Below are 18579 nucleotides of genomic sequence, written 5' to 3'. Positions count from 1 at the left end.
CAACTCCCCGGCAGATCAGGAAACCCCCAGAGAAAGGACCCGGCATGACCGACAAGAACATCGACCTCTACGCGGAAGAGCCCGCCGACCTCCAGGCGGAGATGCTCAACGAGGCTCACCAGCTCGGCGCGGTCGGCGCGCTCAGCAGCGTGGGCACCGCCGGCTCCGCATCCTGCCCCGTATCCAGCGCGTCGAGCGTCTCCTCGCTCGGCTGAAGCAGAAAGGCAACGACATGGCTGACGACAAGGACATCGACCTCTACGCCGAGGAGCCGGCGGAGCTCTCCGTGGAGGAGCTCGCCGACACCAACCTGCTGGGCACCTGGAGCAGCGCCGGCTGCGCCGGCTCCGCCTCCTGCCCGGCGTCCACCACCTCCAGCGCCTCCAGCGCCTCGTCCTTCGGCTGAACCGGACAGGAGCAGCAGATGACCGACCAGAACCCGGACGCCGAGCGCATCGACCTGGCGGCCGAGGAGGTGGGCGCCGAGGAGCTCGGCGAGGTCACCTCGGCCGGTTTCACCACCGCCAACACCGCCTTCACCGGCGGCACCGCCAGCTGCCCGACATCCTCGGCCAGCACGGCGTCGACCTTCTCCACCAGCGGCAACTGACCGGGCTCCGCCGGATGCCCCGGGAACGAAGGCAGCGCTCCCGCGGCGTCCGGCTCCCGCAGGACTCCTGAAGCACCCCGTAACACCCCGAAGAACTTCCCTAGACGAAAGGCACGGAAGATGACCGACCAGAACCCGAACGCCGACCGCATCGACCTGGCCGCCGAGGAAGTCGGCGCCGAGGAGCTCGGCGAGGTCACCTCGGCCGGCTTCACCACGGCCAACACCGCCTTCACCGGCGGCAGCGCCTCCTGCCCGGCCTCCTCGGCCAGCACGGCGTCGTCCTTCTCCAGCACCGGCAACTGACCGGACCCGAGGAACACGTAGTGCCGGGACCTTGTCGCAGGTCCCGGCACTGTCGGCGCAGGCGGCCGGCTCCGACTCCGAACACGCCGAGCGTGAAGGCAGCACGCTCGGCGCGAAGACCAGAAAGGCGCACTATGCGATCCGCCACCCAGCATAACTCCGCCGGAACCGCAGCGCATGGCACGGTCGCTGCGGACACCGACTGGATGCGCACCATCCCCCTCCAACTCAAGCCCGACGTCGAGGTCATCACCGGCATCGACGACCGGCCGCTGCTGTTCAACCCGGACAGCGGGCGCTACGTCGCCCTCACCCCCGCGGGAGCGCGCATGCTCGGCCTGCTCGACGGGAGCAGGACGGGCGCCGCCATCGCCGACCGGCTCGCCGGCGGCCGCGAGGACCTGCGCGAGCGCATCGACGTCTTCCTCGGCGACCTCCGCCAGGCGGGCGTGCTCACCGTCGAGCCGAAGGAGCCGGACCGCAAGTCCAGGATCCTGCGCTTCTCACTGCGCGAGCACATGCCCAGGCTCAAGCTGACCGGCCGGATCGAGCACATCATGGAGCCGGTCGCCGCGCTGCTGCGCCGGATCCCCCCGCGGCTGCTGACCGGCGCCGTGCTGGCGCTGGTGCTGGCCGGTCTCGTGATCGGGGGGTACGCGCTGACCCACCCCGAAGGCCGCGCCTACCCGGCGCTGTGGTGGGTGGCGCTGCCGATCCTGATCGTCCAGGTCATCTTCCACGAGGCCGCGCACGCGCTGGCCTGCCAGTACCTGCGGGCCCCGATCCGGGAGGCCGGGGTGGGGCTCATGCTCTACTTCATGCCGGTCGCCTACGTCGACCGGACCGACGCCTACCGGATCAGGAGCAGGGCGGGCCGGGTGATGATCGCGCTCGCCGGGCCCTTCAGCGACCAGATCTGGTTCGGCGTCACGGGAGTGATCGCCCTCACGGTCCCCGGGACGGTCGGCGACATCGCCTACGTCCTGCTCGTCTTCCAGGCGCTGCTCACCGTCGTCAACCTCAACCCGCTGCTGCCCTCGGACGGCTACCACGCCGCCGCGGCGGCCGTGCGGGCGGTCAACCTGCGGGGCCGGGCGTTCGCCTACCTGTCGCACGTGGTGCTGCGCAGCCCGCTGCCCTCCAGCATGCACGGCCTGGGAGCCTGGAAGCGGGCGGGCTACCTGACCTTCGGAGCCCTCTGCCTGCTGTACGCGGTCGGCCTCGCGGTCCTCGTCGTCAACAACCTGTGGTCCATGGTCGGGGGGCTGTTCCGATGACCATGACCCTCCCCCGCCCCGCGGCCTCGGACGCGGAGGTCTCCGGCCCGCGGGTGGACCGCGTGTGCGGGCTCCCGGTCGAGGTGATCGACCTCGGCCTGACGGAGACGGGCCTGCTGCTCGATGAGATCGCCGGGCACGACGCGTTCCTCGCCGAGGTGGCCGACCAGGTCAGCGACATCCTCTACGGGCTGGTCCCGCTGCTCGACCACGACCCGGGGCTGCGTCGTACCGTCCTGAAGATCAGGCGGGCCACCCGCAGCGACAAGCCCCTGAACATCGAGGAGGCGGGGCTGGAGCGGATCGCCGAGGCCCTGCCCGCCGACGGGGCGGGAGTGTTCCGCCGGTGGGCGGCGGCCGCGCTGGCCCGGGCCCGGCTGCTCGAACGCCTCCCCGGCGTCTACGAGCGGGAGACGGCCGAGGCCGGGCGGCGCCTGCGGGCCCTGCTCGCGGCGCCCGCGCTCTCGACCGGGATCGCCCACGCCAGCGCCGACCTGATCAAGCACGTCGACGTCGACGCCTTCCACCCCGGGAGCAAGACCTCCCGCTCGGTGTTCTCCTACGCGGTCCGGGCGGCCCGCAAGACCAGCCCCTTCTCGACCTTCACCGGCATCTCCCTGTACGGCAGGCGCAGCGGCGGGCGGAGCAACACCGCCCTCTCCCAGACCCACGTCTTCGCCTGGCTGCAGGCGCTGGTCAGGGACGAGCGGCTGGTCACCGCCTTCGACCTCGAACCGATCGAGGCGGCGCGCACGATCGACGGCGAGCCGAGGGCGCTGGTGTCGGCCTACCGGATCGGGGACGCCTTCGCGTGGCGCACCGACGAGATGACCGACGTCTCCGTGTACCGGGACATCATGCGGTCGCTGGCGGGGATAGGCCGGGCCGGAGCGGCCGAGTACATGATCCGGCTGGGCGGAGCCGACCCCTTCGCGGCGCTGCAGCGGCTGCTGGACGCCGGGATGCTGCGGGTGGTGGCCCCGTGGCGGCGCGGGGACCCCGCCCCGCTGCTCGCCGTGGCCGACAGCGTGCGGCGGGTCGGCACCGAGTACGCCGCGGCCATGGCGGACCTGCTGCGGGGACTGCACGCCGACGCGGTGGCGCTGGCCGCCGAGGACGGCCCGCGGCGGGTGACGACCCTGGAGGCGATGGCCGAGCGGGCGCGGACGGAGCTGAAGAGGCTGGGCGTCTCCGCGGACCGCACCGGCTTCGCCGTCTACGACGACGCCGAGGCGATCGTGGACGTTCCGTCCCTCGGCGATTCCGTCGAGGCCGACCTGCGGGAGCTGGCCGCGCGCATGCGACCGATGATCTTCCGCAGCCACATGTACGACATGCTGGTCGACATCTTCGTGGAGCGGTACGGCGCCGGCGGGCGCTGCCCGGACGCCCTGCGCTTCTGCATGGAGGTCTCCGGCAGTCCCGATCTCACCCGGAGGCTCTACGCGGCCATCCGCGCCGACGCGCAGACCCGGGGCCGCGCCACCGAGCGGGCCTGGCTGCCGGTCGGGCCGAGTTCGGCGCCGCCCACCGTGGCGGTCGCCTACCAGGTCGTGGCGGAGTCCGAGCAGGCGCTGCGCCGCGGTGACCACCGGCTGGTGGTCAACCAGCTCAATCCCGGCTCCGGCGGCCTGGTGGCGCGCTTCCGCGGCGTGCTCGACGGCCCCGACGGGCTGGCCGACCGGCTGCGCGCCTGGACGGGCGGGAACTTCCCGGAGGCGCAGCCGCGCGAGCTGGTGATCTCCGCTGACGTCAACGGCCTGCAGTACGCCTGCTGCGGCGCGATCCCCGCGCTCACCTGGCCGAGCGAGCTGCCGCTGGCCGACGGCGGCGACGCGATCGCGGTCAGCGAGCTCTCCGTCGTCCACGACGCCGCGACGGGCACGCTCACTTTGCTGGACCCCCACGGACGCCCGGTGGCCCCGGTCTACCTGGGCGTCGTGCCGCAGCACCTGGTGCTGGGCCCGGCCCGGTACCTGATGGTGATCGGCGACCCGTGGATCCAGGGCAGCGGCCTGTCCTGCGCGCGCAGCCCCTCCGAGCGGATCACCGAACCCGCCGGCGAGGTGGAGACGGTCCCCCGCCAGGGCTTCGGCCGGGTCGTGACCAGGAGGGCGACCTGGCGGGTCCGCCCCGCCGACTTCCCCCGGCCGGAGCGCGGGGAGTCCGCGGCCGGCTACTTCCACCGCGCCGACCGGTGGCGGCGTCGGCTCGGCGTCCCGGAGGAGGTCTTCGTCTCGCTGGAGACCCCCGGCATCTCGCTGGAGCACGGCAAGCGCAAGCCCGTGCTCCTGGACTTCCGCAGCCCCCACTCGCTGCACGCCGTCGCTAGCCTGGCCGTCGACGGCGTGGTGGCGATGGCGCTGGCCGAGCCCCTGCCGGGACGGCACGGCTACTGGCTGCCCGGCCCGGACGGGCGTCACCACGCGGTGGAGCACGTGTCCTACCTGCGCTGGGACCGCCCGCGCCCCGGCGGGGGGTGAGCCGATGCTCGACACGCCTGAGTGGTGGTTCGTCCGGCTCTACACGGGCGGCTTCGCCGCCAGCGACCTGCTGGTCACCGAGGTGCTGCCGCCTCTGGTCGCCGAGGCGCGGGCGCACGGCGCGTTCCGCTGGTTCTTCATCCGCTACACCGACCCCTCCGGGCCTCACCTGCGGGTGCGGGTCTTCGGGCCGAGGGAGACCGTCGACCGGATGCACCGGTCGCTGGCCCGGATCCAGCGCCACGCCGACGCCATGGTGGCCGCGGTGGACGACGACGCGGCCTGGCTGGCGTCGATCCCGATGGGCCGCATGCTCGGCGACTCGGGCACCGGTCTCGCCTCGGGACTCTACGAGCCCGAGTACGGCAAGTACGGCGGGCCGCAGGGGGTCGAGCTGGCCGAGCGGGTCTTCGAGTTCTCCAGCGACCTGGCCATCTGGGCGACGACCCGGTTCGGCAAGATCCCCGAGCGGGCCGCGTTCGCGGTCCTCCTGCTCCGGGAGGCCGTCCGGGCGCTGATCGACGGCCGCCCGGGCGACCTCAGCGCCGAACCGGTGATGCCCCCGGGCGACCGGCGCAGGCGGGCGGTGAGCTGGGAGCGCTACTGGGACCGGCATCTGGCCTGGTGGACGGCCGATCTGGCGCGGCACGCCCCCGAGCTCCAGGCGGAACTGCGGCGCAGCGCCGAGGAGGATCCGCACGGCCTGCGCTCCATCACGGACTCGCTGTTCGCCGACAGCACGGTGGATCCGTGGCTGCGCCGGTGGGGCGAGGTCATCGACGACTCGCTCGTACGGGCCCAGCGGATGCGCGTCGGGCTCACTCCGCAACACCTGGTCTTCCACCAGTCGCACATGATGATGAACCGCCTGGGCTTCCTGCCCAGGGAGGAGGCCCTGCTGGGGATCGTCGCGGCCGACCGGGAGACGAAGGCGCTCATCGGATGACGAATCGCATGACGAATCACACGACAAGGGAGAGACCAATGACCAGATCGGTGCAGGAAAGTCCGGTGGCGGCCCGCGGCTGGCTGCTCCTCGCGGCCGCCGGCGCGCTCGTGCTCGGCGGCGGGCTCACCGTCGTCGAGGACATCATGTGGATCTGGGGCGTCGGCCTGGCGCTGCTGATCGCGGGCTCGGTCCAGGCGGTGCTGGCCGTGCGGAAGGCGGGAGGCAGGGTCGAGGTCCCGGCGAAGTACGCCGGCGCGCTGGCCGTGGCGTTCGCGGCCGCGATGTTCGGCGTCGTCCGGCTCGTCGCGGCCGGCCAGACCTGGGCGTGGGCGGCGCTGGGGGGCGTCGTGGCGCTCGTCCTCGTGATCGCGGCCCTGCGGCGGGGGCGGCGCTGACCGTAGGGAAAGCCCGGAAAGATATGAGGAAGGCTCCCGTCTCCGGCGGGAGCCTCCACGATTTTCCGGCAGGATAGCGCGTGAAAATAGCGGAGAAATCGCTCTTTCCTACAGTGTCTCTCGCCCACCACGGAACGGGAAAAGAGGAGACACCGTGCTTCGTAAGATTCAGGTGCTGTTCGCCGCCATGGCCTGCGGAGCTTTCTTCGGCGCCACCGGGATCGACTCGTCCGTCGCGGACGTCTCCGCGGCCTGCCGGCCGGGGATCCCGACGTGCGGGCACATGCCGTCCAACTTCCCGATGCCCCACCCGCCGGGCGGCGGCCGCGCCGAGAACGACAAGTGGATCTGACCGCGGTTCCCACCCGACCGACCGAAGCCCCGGACCCCCGGGGCTTTCTGCTTTCCCGGCCCGCTCAGAGGTCGTCGAGAGCGGCCAGCGCGCGCTTCTCCCACAGCGGGGCGGTGCCGTTCCCGACGGTCAGGGCCTCCTCGAACAGCTTCCTCGCCGCCTCGGGATCGCCGCCCGCGGCCAGGGCGCGGCCCAGCGAGTAGCACACTCTGACGCACACGACCGACTCCCCCGTGTCCATGGCGAGCCGGCGGGCGTGCGCGAGGGTCTTGCGGGCGTCGTCGAAGAGCCCGCGCGAGATCTGCGTCTCGCCCAGCCCGCACAGGATGTACGCCTCGCCGAGGATGTCGCGCAGCTGGCGCGCCGGTTCCAGGGCGGCGGTGAACCGCTCCGCGGCCTGGACGGGCTCGTCGCGGCGCAGGTGCAGCTCGCCGAGGCGCCACAGGGCCTGCGCCTGGCCGCGCTGGTGGCCGATCTCCCGGCAGATGTCCAGCGCCTCCCGGAGCCGGGCGTCGGCGGTCCCGAAGTCCTCGCAGGCGACCGCGATCTGCGCCATGCAGCCCAGCACGTGGGCCTCGGTGGAACGGTCTCTGGCCCGGCGCAGCCCGGGCAGCGCGGCCTCGTAGCGCGGGAGCGCCGCCCCGTACCGGCCCGCGAAGTGGTCGACGAGACCGAGGTTGCGCAGGGCCAGCGCGTGCCCGTAGGAGTGCTCGAGCTCGTCGAAGAGCGCGAGCGCCCGGTTGAGGGGATCGGACGACTCGCGCCGGTACGGCTCCAGCCCGCCCAGGCCGTACAGCATGACCGCCTCGCCCAGCCGGTTGCCCGCACGGCGGACCGTGTCGAGGGCCGACTCGTGCACGGCGCGCCATTCGTCGTGGTAGTTGCGGGTCTCCTGCAGGACGATCCCGGCGTGGGCCAGCTCCCAGGCGAGCTCGTCGAGCCCGTCCCGGGCGGCCTGGGCCACCCCCGCCGTCAACGTGCGCCGCTCGCTCTCCAGCCAGTCCAAGGGGACGGCGAGCAGGTCGTCGACCGGTATGCCCCGGGGCGACCACGCCTGCGTCGTGCCGCGGACGATGGCGAAGTCGCCGCCCCGCTCCCTGCGGTTCGCCTCGTGGGCGAGAGTGAGCAGGCACCGGAGAACCTGGGCCACCGTGTCCCTGCGACTCTCCTGCGGCTCCTCCTCCACGACCCGCTCCCTGGCGTAGAGCCGGACCAGGTCGTGCATGCGGTGCCGGAGCTGGCCGGCCGGGTCGCGGCCCACGGTGTGGACGAGCTGGGCGTCGAGGAGGCTCTCCAGATGGTCCTGGGCCTCGGCGAGGCCGGTGTCCAGCAGCGCCGCGGGGACCCAGTCGGCGAAGTCCGGGGCGTCGAGCAGCCCCAGCAGCCGGAACAGCTTCGCCGCCGGCCGGGGCAGCTCCCGGTAACTGAGCGAGAAGTTGGCCCGCAGCCCGACCTCGCCGTGGCTGAACTCGGCGAGCCTGCGCTGCTCGTCGTCGAGCCGGGCGGCCAGGGTCGCCGGCGTCCAGTGCGGCCGGGCCAGGAGGCGGGCCCCGGCGATGCGCAGGGCCAGCGGCAGCCCGTCGCAGAGCTCGGCGATCCTGGCCGTCGCCGCGCGGTCGTCGTCCATCCGCTCCGCGCCCACGATGGTGTCCAGGAGCGCCGCGGACTCCTCCTCGGTCAGGGTGGGCAGCCGCAGCGGGCGGGCGCCCTGCCGTACGACCAGGTCGGTCAGCTGGTCCCGGGTGGTGACGACGACGGCGCAGCCGGGCGCGCCCGGCAGCAGCGGGCGCACCTGCGCGGAGGTGCGGGCGTTGTCGAGCAGGAACAGCACCCGCCGGTTGGCCAGGAGACTGCGCAGCAGCGCCTCGCGGTCGTTCAGCGTCGCAGGGACCCGCTCACCGGGGACGCCGAGCGCCCGCAGGAACCGGTCGAGGGCGTCCTCCGGCGTGAGCGGGCTGGCCTGCTCGGTGTAGCCGTGCAGGTCGATGAAGAGCTGCCCGTCGGGGAAGTGCTCGGCCACCCGGTGGGCCCAGCGTATGGCCAGGCCCGTCTTCCCGACCCCGCCCATGCTGGTCACCACGATGCAGGTCGGCACCCCGGCGGCCCGGCACTCGGCGAAGATCCGGTCCATCGTGGCCAGCTCCCGCTCGCGGGCGACGAACCCGGCGATGTTCGACGGGAGCTGGGCGATGGCCAGGGGAGGGTTCGGGCGGGGCGGCGGGGGAGCGGGCGCGGCCGGCTCGCCCTGGAGGATCGCGTCGTGGGCCGCCCGGAGCTCGGGCCCGGGGTCGACGCCCAGCTCCTCGGCGAGGATCGCGCGGCCCTCGCGGTAGACCTCCAGGGCCTCAGCCTGGCGGCCCGCGCCGTACAGGGCCCGCATGAGCGCGGCGCGGAGCGTCTCCCGGAAGGGATGGTGACCGACGAGCGCGGTGAGCTCGGTGATCACCTCCGAGCCGAGGCCCTGGGCCAGCTTCAGGTCGATGTACTCCTCGGTGACGGTGAGGCGCCACTCCTCCAGCTTCGAGGCCTCGGCGGCCATCGTCTCGCTGGCGAGCCCGCTCAGCGTCTCCCCGCGCCACAGGTCCAGGGCGGCGCGCAGGTGCTCGGCGGCGGTTCCGGCGTCATCCTGCTTCCTGGCCAGCTGCCCCGCCCTGACGAGGTCCTCCGCCAGGCCCAGGTCGACCGTCACCGCGTCGGACCGCAGCTGGTAGCCCGGCGGGACGGCCGCGATGAGCTCCTCGTCGGCGCCCTGCAGGGCGCGGCGCAGCTGCGTCACGCAGATCGCTATCTGGTTGCGCGCGGAGGCCGGCGGACTCTCCCCCCACACGGCGTCGATGATCACGTCGAGGGGGACCACGCGGCCCGCGTTCAGGGCGAGGAGGGCCAGGACGATGCGCTGGCGACGGCCGGGTATTGCCACGGATGCGCCGTTCACGTCGGCCTCGACCGGCCCCAGAACTCGCACCTCGCGACAGGCTCCCACCCGGCCTCCCTGGTTGTGATCGACCGCTGAACGAGGTTTATACATGTATGTCTAGATATTTGGCAATCGTTGAGGTATATCGGTCATTGACATGGAAATCCACTATTTGTATGGGGATGGGTTAGTAAACGCTTCAAGCTTTTCTAGAACTCTGTTCAGGTTTCTCTGAACGGCGGAGGCGGACGCCCCTCTCCGCCCCGGCCTCCGCCTTTTGCGGCAGCCGGCGGCGCCGGTGGGTCTAGGCTTGGCACCGTGCTGGTCCTGGCCTTCGACACCGCAACCCCCGCCGTCACCGCAGCGTTGCACGACGGTGAGAGGGTCCTCGCCGAGTCCACCACGGTGGACGCGCGCCGTCACGGCGAACTGCTCGCGCCCACCGTCCAGCGTGTCCTGGCGGAGGCGGGGACGGCGCTCGCCGACGTCACCGCCATCGCGGTGGGATGCGGCCCCGGCCCCTACACCGGGCTCCGGGTCGGCCTGATGACCGCCCAGGCGCTGGCGACCTCCCTGGGCGTCCCGGCGTACGGCGTGTGCACGCTCGACGCCGTCGCCTACGGCAGCGGGCTGGACGAGCCGTTCCTGGTCGCCACCGACGCGCGGCGCAAGGAAGTCTTCTGGGGCCGCTACGCCGACGCCTCCACCCGGCTGTCCGGGCCCGCGGTGGACAAGCCGCAGGACCTCCCGCCCGACCTCCCGGTCGTCGGCGCGGGCGCGCGCATGTACGCCGAGGTGATCGGCGCCTCCCGGCTGCGGGACGCGCCGGAGTTCCCGCACGCCGGCGCGCTGGCCGCGCTGGCCGTCGAGCAGCTGGGCCGGGCGGACGCCGCGGAGATCAAGGAGCTCGCGGAGCTCGCGGAGCCGGGAGAGCGCGCGGAGGGCGGCACGCACCCCGTGCTGGGCCTGCCCCGCCCGATCTACCTGCGCCGTCCCGACGCCCAGGTGCCCTCGCCCCCCAAGAAGGTCTCGCAGTGAGCTCACCCCCGGGCACGCGCGCGGTCCTGCGCCAGATGACCGCGGCCGACCTGCCCAGGGTCATGGTGATCGAGCGGGAGACCTTCCCCGACGACGCGTGGAGCGAGGGCATGCTCCGCGGCGAGCTGGACGACCAGCCCCGGACCCGCCACTACATCGTCGCCCTGGTCGAGGGGGAGATCGTGGGATACGCCGGGCTCGCGGCGGCGGGGGAGCAGGCCGACGTGCAGACCATCGCCGTCGTGGCCGGGCAGCGGCGCTCCGGGGTCGGCGCGGCCATGCTGACCGAGCTGCTGGCGGAGGCCGTACGGCGCGAGGCCCGGGAGGTCTTCCTGGAGGTGCGCGCCGACAACCCGCCCGCCCAGGCGATGTACGACAGGTTCGGCTTCGAGGCCATCGGCGTGCGGCGGCGCTACTACAAGGGCGGCATCGACGCCATCATCATGAAGAAGGATCTCCATGCGTGACGAACCCCTGGTCCTGGGGATCGAGACCTCCTGCGACGAGACCGGCGTGGGCATCGTCCGGGGTCACACCCTGCTGGCCAACACCATCGCCTCCAGCGTCGAGGAGCACGCCCGCTTCGGCGGGGTCGTCCCTGAGGTCGCCTCCCGGGCGCACCTGGAGGCGATGACCCCGACCGTCGAGCGCGCCCTGGAGCAGGCGGGCCTGCGCCTGTCCGACATCGACGCGATCGCCGTGACGGCCGGCCCCGGCCTGGCCGGGGCGCTGCTGGTCGGGGTGGCCGCGGCCAAGGCGTACGCCCTGGGCCTGGGCGTGCCGCTCTACGGCGTCAACCACCTGGCCGCCCACGTGGCCGTGGACCAGCTCGAACACGGCGCCCTGCCCAAGCCGTGCATCGCCATGCTCGTCTCGGGCGGGCACTCCTCCCTGCTCCTGGTCCCGGACGTGGCGCGGGAGGTCGTCTCGCTCGGCTCCACGGTGGACGACGCGGCGGGCGAGGCGTTCGACAAGGTGGCCCGGGTCCTGGGCCTGCCCTTCCCCGGCGGGCCGCACATCGACCGGGTCGCCCGGGAGGGGTCCGGCTCCGCCGTCGCCTTCCCCCGGGGGAAGCTGGACGACGGCACGCTCGACTTCTCCTTCTCCGGGCTGAAGACGGCCGTGGCGCGGTGGGTCGAGGCGAAGGAGCGGGCCGGGGAGAGCGTCCACGTGCCCGACGTGGCGGCCTCGTTCCAGGAGGCCGTGGTCGACGTGCTGACCCGCAAGGCCTTGCAGGCATGTAAGCGCTACGGCGTCCAGGATCTGCTGATCGGCGGCGGCGTGGCCGCCAACTCGCGCCTGCGGGCCCTGGCCCAGGAGCGCTGCGACGCGGCCGGGGTGCGCCTGCGGGTGCCCCGGCCCGGCCTGTGCACCGACAACGGCGCGATGGTCGCCGCGCTCGGCTCCGATCTCGTCGCGGCCGGGGTGACCCCGTCCCTGCTGGACATCCCGGCCGACTCCTCCATGCCCATCACGACCGTCCACGTCTGAGCGCCGCCGGGAGCCCCCGCCGTCAGGCGGGGTCCCCGGCCGGGTGCAGGGCGAGGGCCGGGTAGTCGGTGTAGCCGCGGTGGTCGCCGCCGAAGGCCGTGCCGAAGTCCGGCTCGTTGAGCGGCGCGCCGAGCCGGACGCGCAGCGGCAGGTCGGGGTTGGCGAGGAAGTACTTGCCCAGCGAGACCAGGTCCGCGCCCCGGCCCAGCCACCGGTCGAGCGCCTCGTCCGGGTGCCCGGCCGACGGGTCGTTGACGATGAGCGTGTGCGGCCACAGCTCGCGGATCCGCCGGTTCAGCTCGTCCGAGGGGGACGCCAGGGCGTGCAGGTACGCCAGGTCGAGCCCGGCGAGCGCGGAGACCAGCGCCGGGTAGACCTCGTGGGCGTCGTCCTCGACGAGGTCCTGGGCGCCGGTGGCGGGGGAGATCCGGATGCCGGTCCGGGAGGCCCCGATCGCCTCGGCGACGGCCGTGGCGGTCTCCAAGGCGAACCGGATCCGGTTCTCGACCGAGCCGCCGAAACGGTCGTCGCGCAGGTTGGCGTTCTGCGACAGGAACTGGTGGATCAGGTAGCCGTTCGCGCCGTGCAGCTCGACCCCGTCGAATCCGGCGTCGACGGCCCGTCGGGCGGCGTCGGCGAAGTCCTGGACCGTCGCCTCGGCCTCAGCGGTGGACAGCTCGATCGGGACGGGGATGTCCTGCATGCCGGACGGCGTGAAGATCTGCGCCGCGGGCCGTACGGCCGAGGGCGCGACGGGCAGGCGGCCGGTGTTGTCGGGGTGGCCGATCCGGCCGGAGTGCATGATCTGGGCGAAGATCCGGCCGCCCGCCGCGTGGACGGCGTCGGTCACCTCGCGCCAGCCCGCCACCTGCTCGTCGGTGTGCAGGCCGGGCGTGTTCATGTATCCCTGGCCGGCGGGGCTCGGCTGGATCCCCTCGGTGACGATCAGACCGGCCGAGGCGCGCTGGGCGTAGTAGAGGGCGGTCAGCGAGGACGGGATCCCGTCCGCATAAGCCCGCGAGCGGGTCATGGGCGCCATGACGAGGCGGTTGGGGAGTCGAAGCTGGCCGAGGTCGAACGGGGTGAACGGCATGACTCTTCGTCCTTTCTTGGGCAGCCAACTTGGCTGACCAAGAGTGTTATATAACTTGGTCGGCCAATATGCAAGCGGTAGGCTGGGGCCCTGAGAGAGGGGCCGGACATGGCGGAGCTGACGATGTCAGAGGAGTCGAGCGGATCGAACGCGCGTGAAGAGCACTCCGGTGAGCCGCCGAACGCGTGCGGGGGGAGTTCCGACGATCTGAACTGCGTGATGGCCCAGGCGACGCGGGGCCACCGGGTGCTGCTCGCCGCCCGCCTGGCTGAGATCGATCTCTACCCGGGTCAGGACCGCGCGCTGTTCACACTCTGGGAGAACGGGCCGCAGTCGCAGAACGCGCTGGCCCGGCTCATCGGCATCGACGTGTCGACGATGACCAAGATGCTGCAGCGCCTCGAACGCAGCGGGTTCGTCAGCCGCAGCCCATGCCCGACCAACCGGCGGATCAGCATCGTGAGCACCACCCCGGCGGGTGACGCGCTCCGTCCCGAGCTCGACCGCGTCATGACGGAGGTCCAGCGGCAGCTGACCCGCGGGCTGACGCCCGAACAGGTGGAGACGCTGTCCTCGCTGCTGGCCGTGGTCCGCGACAACGTCTGCCGCGAGGCCGGGGCCTGCTTCACCTGACCGGGTACGGCGTGGGTTGCCCGGTACGGCGTGGGTTGCCCGGTACGGCGTGGGTTGCGCCGGTGCGGCGCGCACTCGGACAAGGAGTCGGCGCCGGTACGGCGAGGCGTCGTACGGAGTCATCCGGCGCCGCACTACGGTGCGCAACCCGCCCCCGGGACCCGGCTCCCGACTCCCGGCTTCCGGTTTCCGGCTTTCGGCTGTGGAGGGGCAGTGGCCGGGCTTGTGCTGGGGTGGGGGCGTCTGTGTGGGTCATGGTCGCGCTGTGCGGGCGGACATTCCAGCCGGCCGTCGGGGTTCTCTCTGGTTTCTCAGGCCTCCGGCCTGGCGGGCGCGCAGGGTCCTGGCCCTTTTTCACGCCGGCTGGAATGTCCGCCCGCGCCGCGCTCCTCGCCCGCCGCCGTAGCCGGTGCGGGCCGCATGGATGCGACTCCGTCTCGGACGACCATGGTGCTCGCCGCCGCTGAAGCGCGCACGCGGCACCGTGCAGGGTTGAGCGCCGTCGCCTGCGGCCATGCCGTCGGGAAGGAGCTCAGGGCGGGCCGCCGTAGCTGCGCCCGCTCCCGGAGCGTTTCATCCGGGCGATCACCCCCAACGCCCCACACGATGGAGGTGCCCTGCACAATCTTCGTGGTGCGACAGACACCGCCGATGCCGGCTGGTGGTGAATCACCGGCCGTACCCGCGTCGGGGACAAGGAGGGGACAGTTCATCGATCGGGTGGGAACTGGCTGCCGATGAGTTCCAGCAAAGCGGCGTGCGTCTCCCCGTCAGCCGCCACGACGAGTCCGCCCGCACCGGTGTGCAGCGGCTGACCGTGAAGGCCGGTCACCACGCACCCGGCGGCCTGGCACAATGCGATTCCGCTGGCGAAGTGCACGCTGTCCGGCAGATCTCCGTCAGTGACATATCCGGCCCGCCGACCGGCGGCGACCCACGCCACCGCCAGGGTGGTGGAGACGACGCGCGGGCGGAAGCGCTCGGAGAATCCCGGGTCGGCGAGGAGCCGGACAGCCCGGAAGTCCGGTTCGTTCGGGAACGGCGGGTCGAGATTGACGTCCACCAGTCGCGAGTCGGGTGACGGCGCAAGGCGCTCGTCCACGCCGCCGCAGCGGACGTAAGCATGAGCGCCGTCGGTCCAGAACACCTCGTCGGCGAACGGGTCGGCTGAGGCCGCCACGGTGGTATCGGAACCTACGCGCAGAGCGACGTTCACCGCGACCAGCATGTTTCGCGCGGCGTAGTTCAGCGTGCCGCACAGAGGATCGACCAGCCACATACGCTCGGCGCCGTCCCGCCCTGTGTGTCCGCTCTCCTCACCGGTCACGGCATCGTCTGGCCGGGCGGTGCGAATGACGTCGAGGATTGCCTGCTCCGCTTCGATGTCCGCAGCCGTGGCGAAATCACCTCCAGGTTTCTCGAAACGCGTCAGCGACGTCCTGTACATGGCGTGTACGACAGCAGCCCCTGCTTGCGCCGCCGTCAGCGCCAGCTCCTCATCCGTGATCAACATGTGCGCAGGATAATTCGGAAACTCTTTCAACCCGGCAGTGCCGTCCAGATGAGCGGAGATCGTCTTGCGGGGCGTTGGGGGTGATCGCCCGGATGAAACGCTCCGGGAGCGGGCGCAGCTACGGCGGCCCGCCCTGAGCTCCTTCCCGACGGCATGGCCGCAGGCGACGGCGCTCAACCCTGCACGGTGCCGCGTGCGCGCTTCAGCGGCGGCGAGCACCATGGTCGTCCGAGACGGAGTCGCATCCATGCGGCCCGCACCGGCTACGGCGGCGGGCGAGGAGCGCGGCGCGGGCGGACATTCCAGCCGGCGTGAAAAAGGGCCAGGACCCTGCGCGCCCGCCAGGCCGGAGGCCTGAGAAACCAGAGAGAACCCCGACGGCCGGCTGGAATGTCCGCCCGCACAGCGCGACCATGACCCACACAGACGCCCCCACCCCAGCACAAGCCCGGCCACTGCCCCTCCACAGCCGAAAGCCGGAAACCGGAAGCCGGGAGTCGGGAGCCGGGTCCCGGGGGCGGGTTGCGCACCGTAGTGCGGCGCCGGATGACTCCGTACGGCGCCTCGCCGTACCGGCGCCGACTCCTTGTCCGAGTGCGCGCCGTACCGGCGCAACCCACGCCGTACCGGGCAACCCGCGCCGTACCCGGTCAGTCGGTGGTGCGGCTGGGGCGCAGGAGCGCCTCGGCGAGGGCGAGCATGGTCTCCTCCAGGGCGGCCAGGCGGCGGGTCAGGTCGGTGTGGGCGGGTTCCACGACCTCGCCGAGGGCCTCGGTGAGCTGCTCGCGGTCGGGCCGGGTGCGGAGCATGTCGGCCAGCGGGGCGAGCGCGGCCTCGGCACGGGCGAGGCGCTCGTCCAGGAGGTCGAACCGGCCGGCCTGGTCGCCGGTCTGGGCGGAGATCAGCTCGCCGACGCGCTCGTGGACGTCGCCGATGGCGAGGGTCGCGGGCAGCTGGCCGATGCGCTGGTTGACGGCCTCGACGTGGTCATCGACGGCCTCGAGCTGCTCCCTGGCCTGCTCCGCGCGGCCGTCCAGCGCGGTCAGGCGGGAGTCGACGGCGTCGATCCGGCTGGTGACGCGTCCCTCGACGTCGTCCAGGCGCTCGTCCAGGGTGTCGAACCGGCCGTCGTGGCGGGTGGCCGCGTCGCCGAGGCGGGTGTCCAGGCCGCCCAGGCGGGTCTCCGCCGACTCCAGATGGGAGTCGACCGACTCCAGGCGGGTGTCGACCGAGCCGAGCCGGACGTCCAGGCCGCCCAGGCGGCTCTCGGTGTCGCTCATCCGGGTGTCGATGTCGGCGAGGATGGCGTCCGCGGTCTCGATGCGGCCGTCCACCGAGGTCAGGCGGGAGTCGACGGCGACGATGTGTCCGTCCACCCGGTCGACGCGGCTCTCGATGCCGTCCATCCGGTCGTCCATCCGGGTGATCACGTGGTCGGCCTTGTCGTTGACGCGCTCGACGGCGGACAGCAGGCGGTCGGCGACGGCGCCGACGATCTCCTGCACGCTCCCGGGCAGCGCCGTCAGGCCGTCCTCCACGCGTTCGGCGCGCTCGGCGAGCTCGGCCAGCGACCTGTCCAGACGGGTGAACCGGACGGCCGCGGCCTCCATGCTGGCCTGGAGCCGGCCGAGCTGCTCGCCCAGACCGTCCACCCGTTCGCCCAGGCCGTCCATCCGCTCACCGAGACCGCCCATCCCCTCGCCGGCGGTCTCCCCTGCCGAGCCGACGCGCTCGCCGACCGCGTCGACGCGTTCACCGACCACGTCGACGTGGTCGCGGACGGCCTCGACGTGCTGGGCCAGGCTCTCGGCCCAGGAGGGAGGGCGGACGGCGATGTCGTCCAGGCGCCCGTGGACGGACTCCAGGGTGCCGTTCAACCCGCTGAGCTCGCGCTCCCTGACCTCCCGCAGCAGCCACTCCATGCCTTCGAGGCGCTGGCGGAGCTCGTCGAGCACGGCGCCCTGGGTGCGCTTCTCGTAGACGTGGTCCTGGGCGGCGCGGGCGAGGAGTTCGCGCATGCGGTCCGGTATCGGGTTGTGGCCGCCGGCCTGAAGCAGGGTGGTGTGATTGGCGTGATCCACCGAAAAACTCCTTCACTCGCCGACGGACAGCCGAGCGGTGCCATTGGTCCGGTTTGCTGTGAATGCGGGTGAACCGCAGGCGGGAAGAATTCCCGCCCGGCAACCCTAGCCTCTGGATCAAGGTTTTCCGGTGTCGAATTTGAAAGATCGCGATTGTCTGCGGAATGCCATTAATGGCCGTTCGGGCAGATCAACGTGAGAAGGCGAGGTCAGATCGGAGAGCAGACAAGGGCGAACGGCTTTTCTCCGATCCTGGTCAGGACGACCGTCGCCGATGCGTTCCCCGAGAGCCGTAGATCTTTCCTTAGCCGTTCGATGTCGATTGCTGAACCGCGTTTTTTGACCGTCACATTTCCGGCGTCGCGTTCCCGCAGCGCGGCCCGGAGCCTTTTGAGGGAGAACGGCAGCACCTCGTGCACCTCGTAGCGGGAGGCCCAGGGGGTCTCGGCGGGGGCCTCGGAGGTGATGTAGGCGATGTTCGGGTCGAGCAGGTGCCCGCCGACCAGCGCGGCGACCTCCGCGACCAGGTGCGCCCGGATCGCCGCGCCGTCCGGCTCGTAGAGGTAGCGGCACACGGGGCCCGCGCCGGCCCGCAGCTCCACCGGGCCGGCGGCCATCGTCACGCCCGACGGCAGCATCGTGGCCCGCCGCCCCGCCCCGCCGGCCGTCTCACCGGTCGCCGCGTCGGTCGTCTCACCGGCCGTCTCACCGGCCAGCGTGCCGGTCCAGATCACGGCCTCCTTGACGTCCCCCCGGTAGGAGACCCACTCGGCCTCGGCCCCGGCGGGGATGAACGGGTAGGGGATGCCGGGGGCGACCTTCAGGCAGGCCGCCTCCGCCCTGCCGACCATGTCCAGCACCTCGGGCCAGGCCGGCGAGTAGGCCATGGGGTCGAAGGTCCGTCCCCGGGAGGTACGGCGGGCGGGGTCGGCGAACAGCACGTCGAAGGCGGCCGGGTCGATCGTGGCGGCGTCCGCCGTACGGACCGAGACGCGGTCGCCGAACCCCAGCGCCTCGGCGTTGGCGCGGGCGACCTCGGCCGTGAGCGGGTCGGCGTCCACGGCCTCCACGGTGCAGCCGGCCCTGGCCAGGGCGAGCAGGTCGCCGCCGATGCCGCAGCAGACGTCCGCGACCCGGGAGCCGGGGGCGATCCGCCGGGCCCGGTGGTCGGCGACCTCGCGGCGGGTGGCCTGCTCCAGGCCGTCCGGGGTGAAGTACATCAGGTCGGCGTCGGCGCCGAACTTCTCCCGCGCGCGCCGCCGCAGCGTGGCCTGGGTGAGCGCCGCCGAGGTGAGGCCGGCGTCGAAGCTCTTCCTGAGCCGGGTCACCGCCGCCACCGGGTCGGACCCGGGGGTCTCCGCCGCGGCCCGCAGGGCCTCCTGGCCTCGCGGGGTCAGCAGCTGCCGGAATGCGTCGAGGTCCACGTCACCCGACGCTACCG

Annotated in this window: 18 protein-coding genes; 13 read left to right on the top strand and 5 right to left on the bottom strand. The window is 72.6% G+C overall.

What is annotated here, in order from left to right; all coding sequences use genetic code 11:
• Window positions 1–44: 44 nt before the first annotated feature.
• The 9 genes from Plo01_RS11220 to Plo01_RS11180 all read left to right on the top strand — a co-directional run bounded on the left by Plo01_RS11220 (window position 45) and on the right by Plo01_RS11180 (window position 6372).
• A complete protein-coding gene (locus Plo01_RS11220) occupies window positions 45–215 on the top strand; it encodes a thiocillin family RiPP (RefSeq protein ID WP_203890487.1) in 171 nt (56 codons plus the stop codon).
• Between the two features lie 17 nt (window positions 216–232).
• Window positions 233–406: a thiocillin family RiPP gene (locus Plo01_RS11215; RefSeq protein WP_203890486.1), complete on the top strand. Its 174-nt coding sequence runs from the start codon at window positions 233–235 to the stop codon at window positions 404–406.
• 18 nt (window positions 407–424) lie between these two features.
• Window positions 425–610: a thiocillin family RiPP gene (locus tag Plo01_RS11210; RefSeq protein ID WP_203890485.1), complete on the top strand. Its 186-nt coding sequence runs from the start codon at window positions 425–427 to the stop codon at window positions 608–610.
• A gap of 120 nt (window positions 611–730) precedes the next feature.
• Window positions 731–916, top strand: coding sequence for a thiocillin family RiPP (locus tag Plo01_RS11205; RefSeq protein ID WP_203890484.1), 186 nt, complete (start codon window positions 731–733; stop codon window positions 914–916).
• A gap of 206 nt (window positions 917–1122) precedes the next feature.
• On the top strand, window positions 1123–2193 hold the full coding sequence (locus Plo01_RS11200) for a PqqD family peptide modification chaperone (RefSeq protein WP_203890483.1): 1071 nt from the start codon (window positions 1123–1125) through the stop codon (window positions 2191–2193).
• Window positions 2190–4676 (top strand): lantibiotic dehydratase, encoded by a 2487-nt coding sequence (locus Plo01_RS11195; RefSeq protein ID WP_203890482.1) that lies wholly within the window; start codon window positions 2190–2192, stop codon window positions 4674–4676. Before Plo01_RS11200 ends, Plo01_RS11195 begins: the two co-directional genes overlap by 4 nt.
• Window positions 4677–4680: 4 nt before the next feature.
• Complete coding sequence (locus Plo01_RS11190) at window positions 4681–5622, top strand: thiopeptide-type bacteriocin biosynthesis protein (RefSeq protein ID WP_203890481.1); 942 nt, start codon at window positions 4681–4683, stop codon at window positions 5620–5622.
• A gap of 38 nt (window positions 5623–5660) precedes the next feature.
• Window positions 5661–6020, top strand: a complete 360-nt coding sequence (locus tag Plo01_RS11185; protein ID WP_203890480.1) for a hypothetical protein — start codon at window positions 5661–5663, stop codon at window positions 6018–6020.
• A 154-nt stretch (window positions 6021–6174) separates the two neighbouring features.
• Window positions 6175–6372: a hypothetical protein gene (locus tag Plo01_RS11180; protein WP_203890479.1), complete on the top strand. Its 198-nt coding sequence runs from the start codon at window positions 6175–6177 to the stop codon at window positions 6370–6372.
• A gap of 64 nt (window positions 6373–6436) precedes the next feature.
• Here the strand turns inward: Plo01_RS11180 and Plo01_RS11175 are convergent, their stop codons facing one another.
• Window positions 6437–9355: an AfsR/SARP family transcriptional regulator gene (locus Plo01_RS11175; protein ID WP_203890478.1), complete on the bottom strand. Its 2919-nt coding sequence runs from the start codon at window positions 9353–9355 to the stop codon at window positions 6437–6439.
• 252 nt (window positions 9356–9607) lie between these two features.
• Here Plo01_RS11175 and tsaB point away from each other — a divergent pair, with 252 nt between their 5' ends.
• From tsaB to tsaD, 3 genes are read left to right on the top strand one after another with little or no spacing between them, the layout of a single operon-like run.
• Entirely contained in the window at window positions 9608–10327 is a 720-nt protein-coding gene (gene tsaB / locus Plo01_RS11170; protein WP_203890477.1) for a tRNA (adenosine(37)-N6)-threonylcarbamoyltransferase complex dimerization subunit type 1 TsaB, read from the top strand.
• A gap of 35 nt (window positions 10328–10362) precedes the next feature.
• Window positions 10363–10794, top strand: a complete 432-nt coding sequence (gene rimI / locus Plo01_RS11165; protein WP_203890926.1) for a ribosomal protein S18-alanine N-acetyltransferase — start codon at window positions 10363–10365, stop codon at window positions 10792–10794.
• Window positions 10787–11818, top strand: coding sequence for a tRNA (adenosine(37)-N6)-threonylcarbamoyltransferase complex transferase subunit TsaD (tsaD, locus tag Plo01_RS11160; RefSeq protein ID WP_203890476.1), 1032 nt, complete (start codon window positions 10787–10789; stop codon window positions 11816–11818). The genes rimI and tsaD overlap by 8 nt, the downstream gene beginning before the upstream one ends.
• Before the next feature lie 22 nt (window positions 11819–11840).
• Here the strand turns inward: tsaD and Plo01_RS11155 are convergent, their stop codons facing one another.
• Window positions 11841–12911 (bottom strand): alkene reductase, encoded by a 1071-nt coding sequence (locus Plo01_RS11155; RefSeq protein ID WP_203890475.1) that lies wholly within the window; start codon window positions 12909–12911, stop codon window positions 11841–11843.
• Window positions 12912–13019: 108 nt separating this feature from the next.
• On the opposite strand from Plo01_RS11155, the gene Plo01_RS11150 reads away from it, so the two are divergent.
• A complete protein-coding gene (locus tag Plo01_RS11150; RefSeq protein ID WP_203890474.1) occupies window positions 13020–13544 on the top strand; it encodes a MarR family winged helix-turn-helix transcriptional regulator in 525 nt (174 codons plus the stop codon).
• A gap of 709 nt (window positions 13545–14253) precedes the next feature.
• On the opposite strand, the gene Plo01_RS11145 is transcribed toward Plo01_RS11150, so the two are convergent.
• The 3 genes from Plo01_RS11145 to Plo01_RS11135 form a co-directional block, all read right to left on the bottom strand.
• On the bottom strand, window positions 14254–15057 hold the full coding sequence (locus Plo01_RS11145; RefSeq protein ID WP_203890473.1) for an inositol monophosphatase family protein: 804 nt from the start codon (window positions 15055–15057) through the stop codon (window positions 14254–14256).
• A gap of 650 nt (window positions 15058–15707) precedes the next feature.
• A complete protein-coding gene (locus tag Plo01_RS11140) occupies window positions 15708–17138 on the bottom strand; it encodes a hypothetical protein (protein WP_203890472.1) in 1431 nt (476 codons plus the stop codon).
• A gap of 209 nt (window positions 17139–17347) precedes the next feature.
• Window positions 17348–18562, bottom strand: a complete 1215-nt coding sequence (locus tag Plo01_RS11135; RefSeq protein WP_203890471.1) for a class I SAM-dependent methyltransferase — start codon at window positions 18560–18562, stop codon at window positions 17348–17350.
• Window positions 18563–18579: the final 17 nt, after the last annotated feature.

The sequence above is a fragment of the Planobispora longispora genome (assembly GCF_016863135.1).
GTDB lineage: Bacteria > Actinomycetota > Actinomycetes > Streptosporangiales > Streptosporangiaceae > Planobispora > Planobispora longispora.
This window is presented reverse-complemented; position numbering and strand designations above follow the sequence as displayed.

Bases quoted from the DNA above. Each gene is read 5' to 3' on its own strand.
- Plo01_RS11220 (WP_203890487.1), top strand. From the start codon at position 45: ATGACCGACAAGAACATCGACCTCTACGCGGAAGAGCCCGCCGACCTC.
- Plo01_RS11215 (WP_203890486.1), top strand. From the start codon at position 233: ATGGCTGACGACAAGGACATCGACCTCTACGCCGAGGAGCCGGCGGAG.
- Plo01_RS11210 (WP_203890485.1), top strand. From the start codon at position 425: ATGACCGACCAGAACCCGGACGCCGAGCGCATCGACCTGGCGGCCGAG.
- Plo01_RS11205 (WP_203890484.1), top strand. From the start codon at position 731: ATGACCGACCAGAACCCGAACGCCGACCGCATCGACCTGGCCGCCGAG.
- Plo01_RS11200 (WP_203890483.1), top strand. From the start codon at position 1,123: ATGCGCACCATCCCCCTCCAACTCAAGCCCGACGTCGAGGTCATCACC.
- Plo01_RS11195 (WP_203890482.1), top strand. From the start codon at position 2,190: ATGACCATGACCCTCCCCCGCCCCGCGGCCTCGGACGCGGAGGTCTCC.
- Plo01_RS11190 (WP_203890481.1), top strand. From the start codon at position 4,681: ATGCTCGACACGCCTGAGTGGTGGTTCGTCCGGCTCTACACGGGCGGC.
- Plo01_RS11185 (WP_203890480.1), top strand. From the start codon at position 5,661: ATGACCAGATCGGTGCAGGAAAGTCCGGTGGCGGCCCGCGGCTGGCTG.
- rimI (WP_203890926.1), top strand. From the start codon at position 10,363: ATGACCGCGGCCGACCTGCCCAGGGTCATGGTGATCGAGCGGGAGACC.
- tsaD (WP_203890476.1), top strand. From the start codon at position 10,787: ATGCGTGACGAACCCCTGGTCCTGGGGATCGAGACCTCCTGCGACGAG.
- Plo01_RS11155 (WP_203890475.1), bottom strand. From the start codon at position 12,911: ATGCCGTTCACCCCGTTCGACCTCGGCCAGCTTCGACTCCCCAACCGC.
- Plo01_RS11150 (WP_203890474.1), top strand. From the start codon at position 13,020: ATGGCGGAGCTGACGATGTCAGAGGAGTCGAGCGGATCGAACGCGCGT.
- Plo01_RS11145 (WP_203890473.1), bottom strand. From the start codon at position 15,057: ATGTTGATCACGGATGAGGAGCTGGCGCTGACGGCGGCGCAAGCAGGG.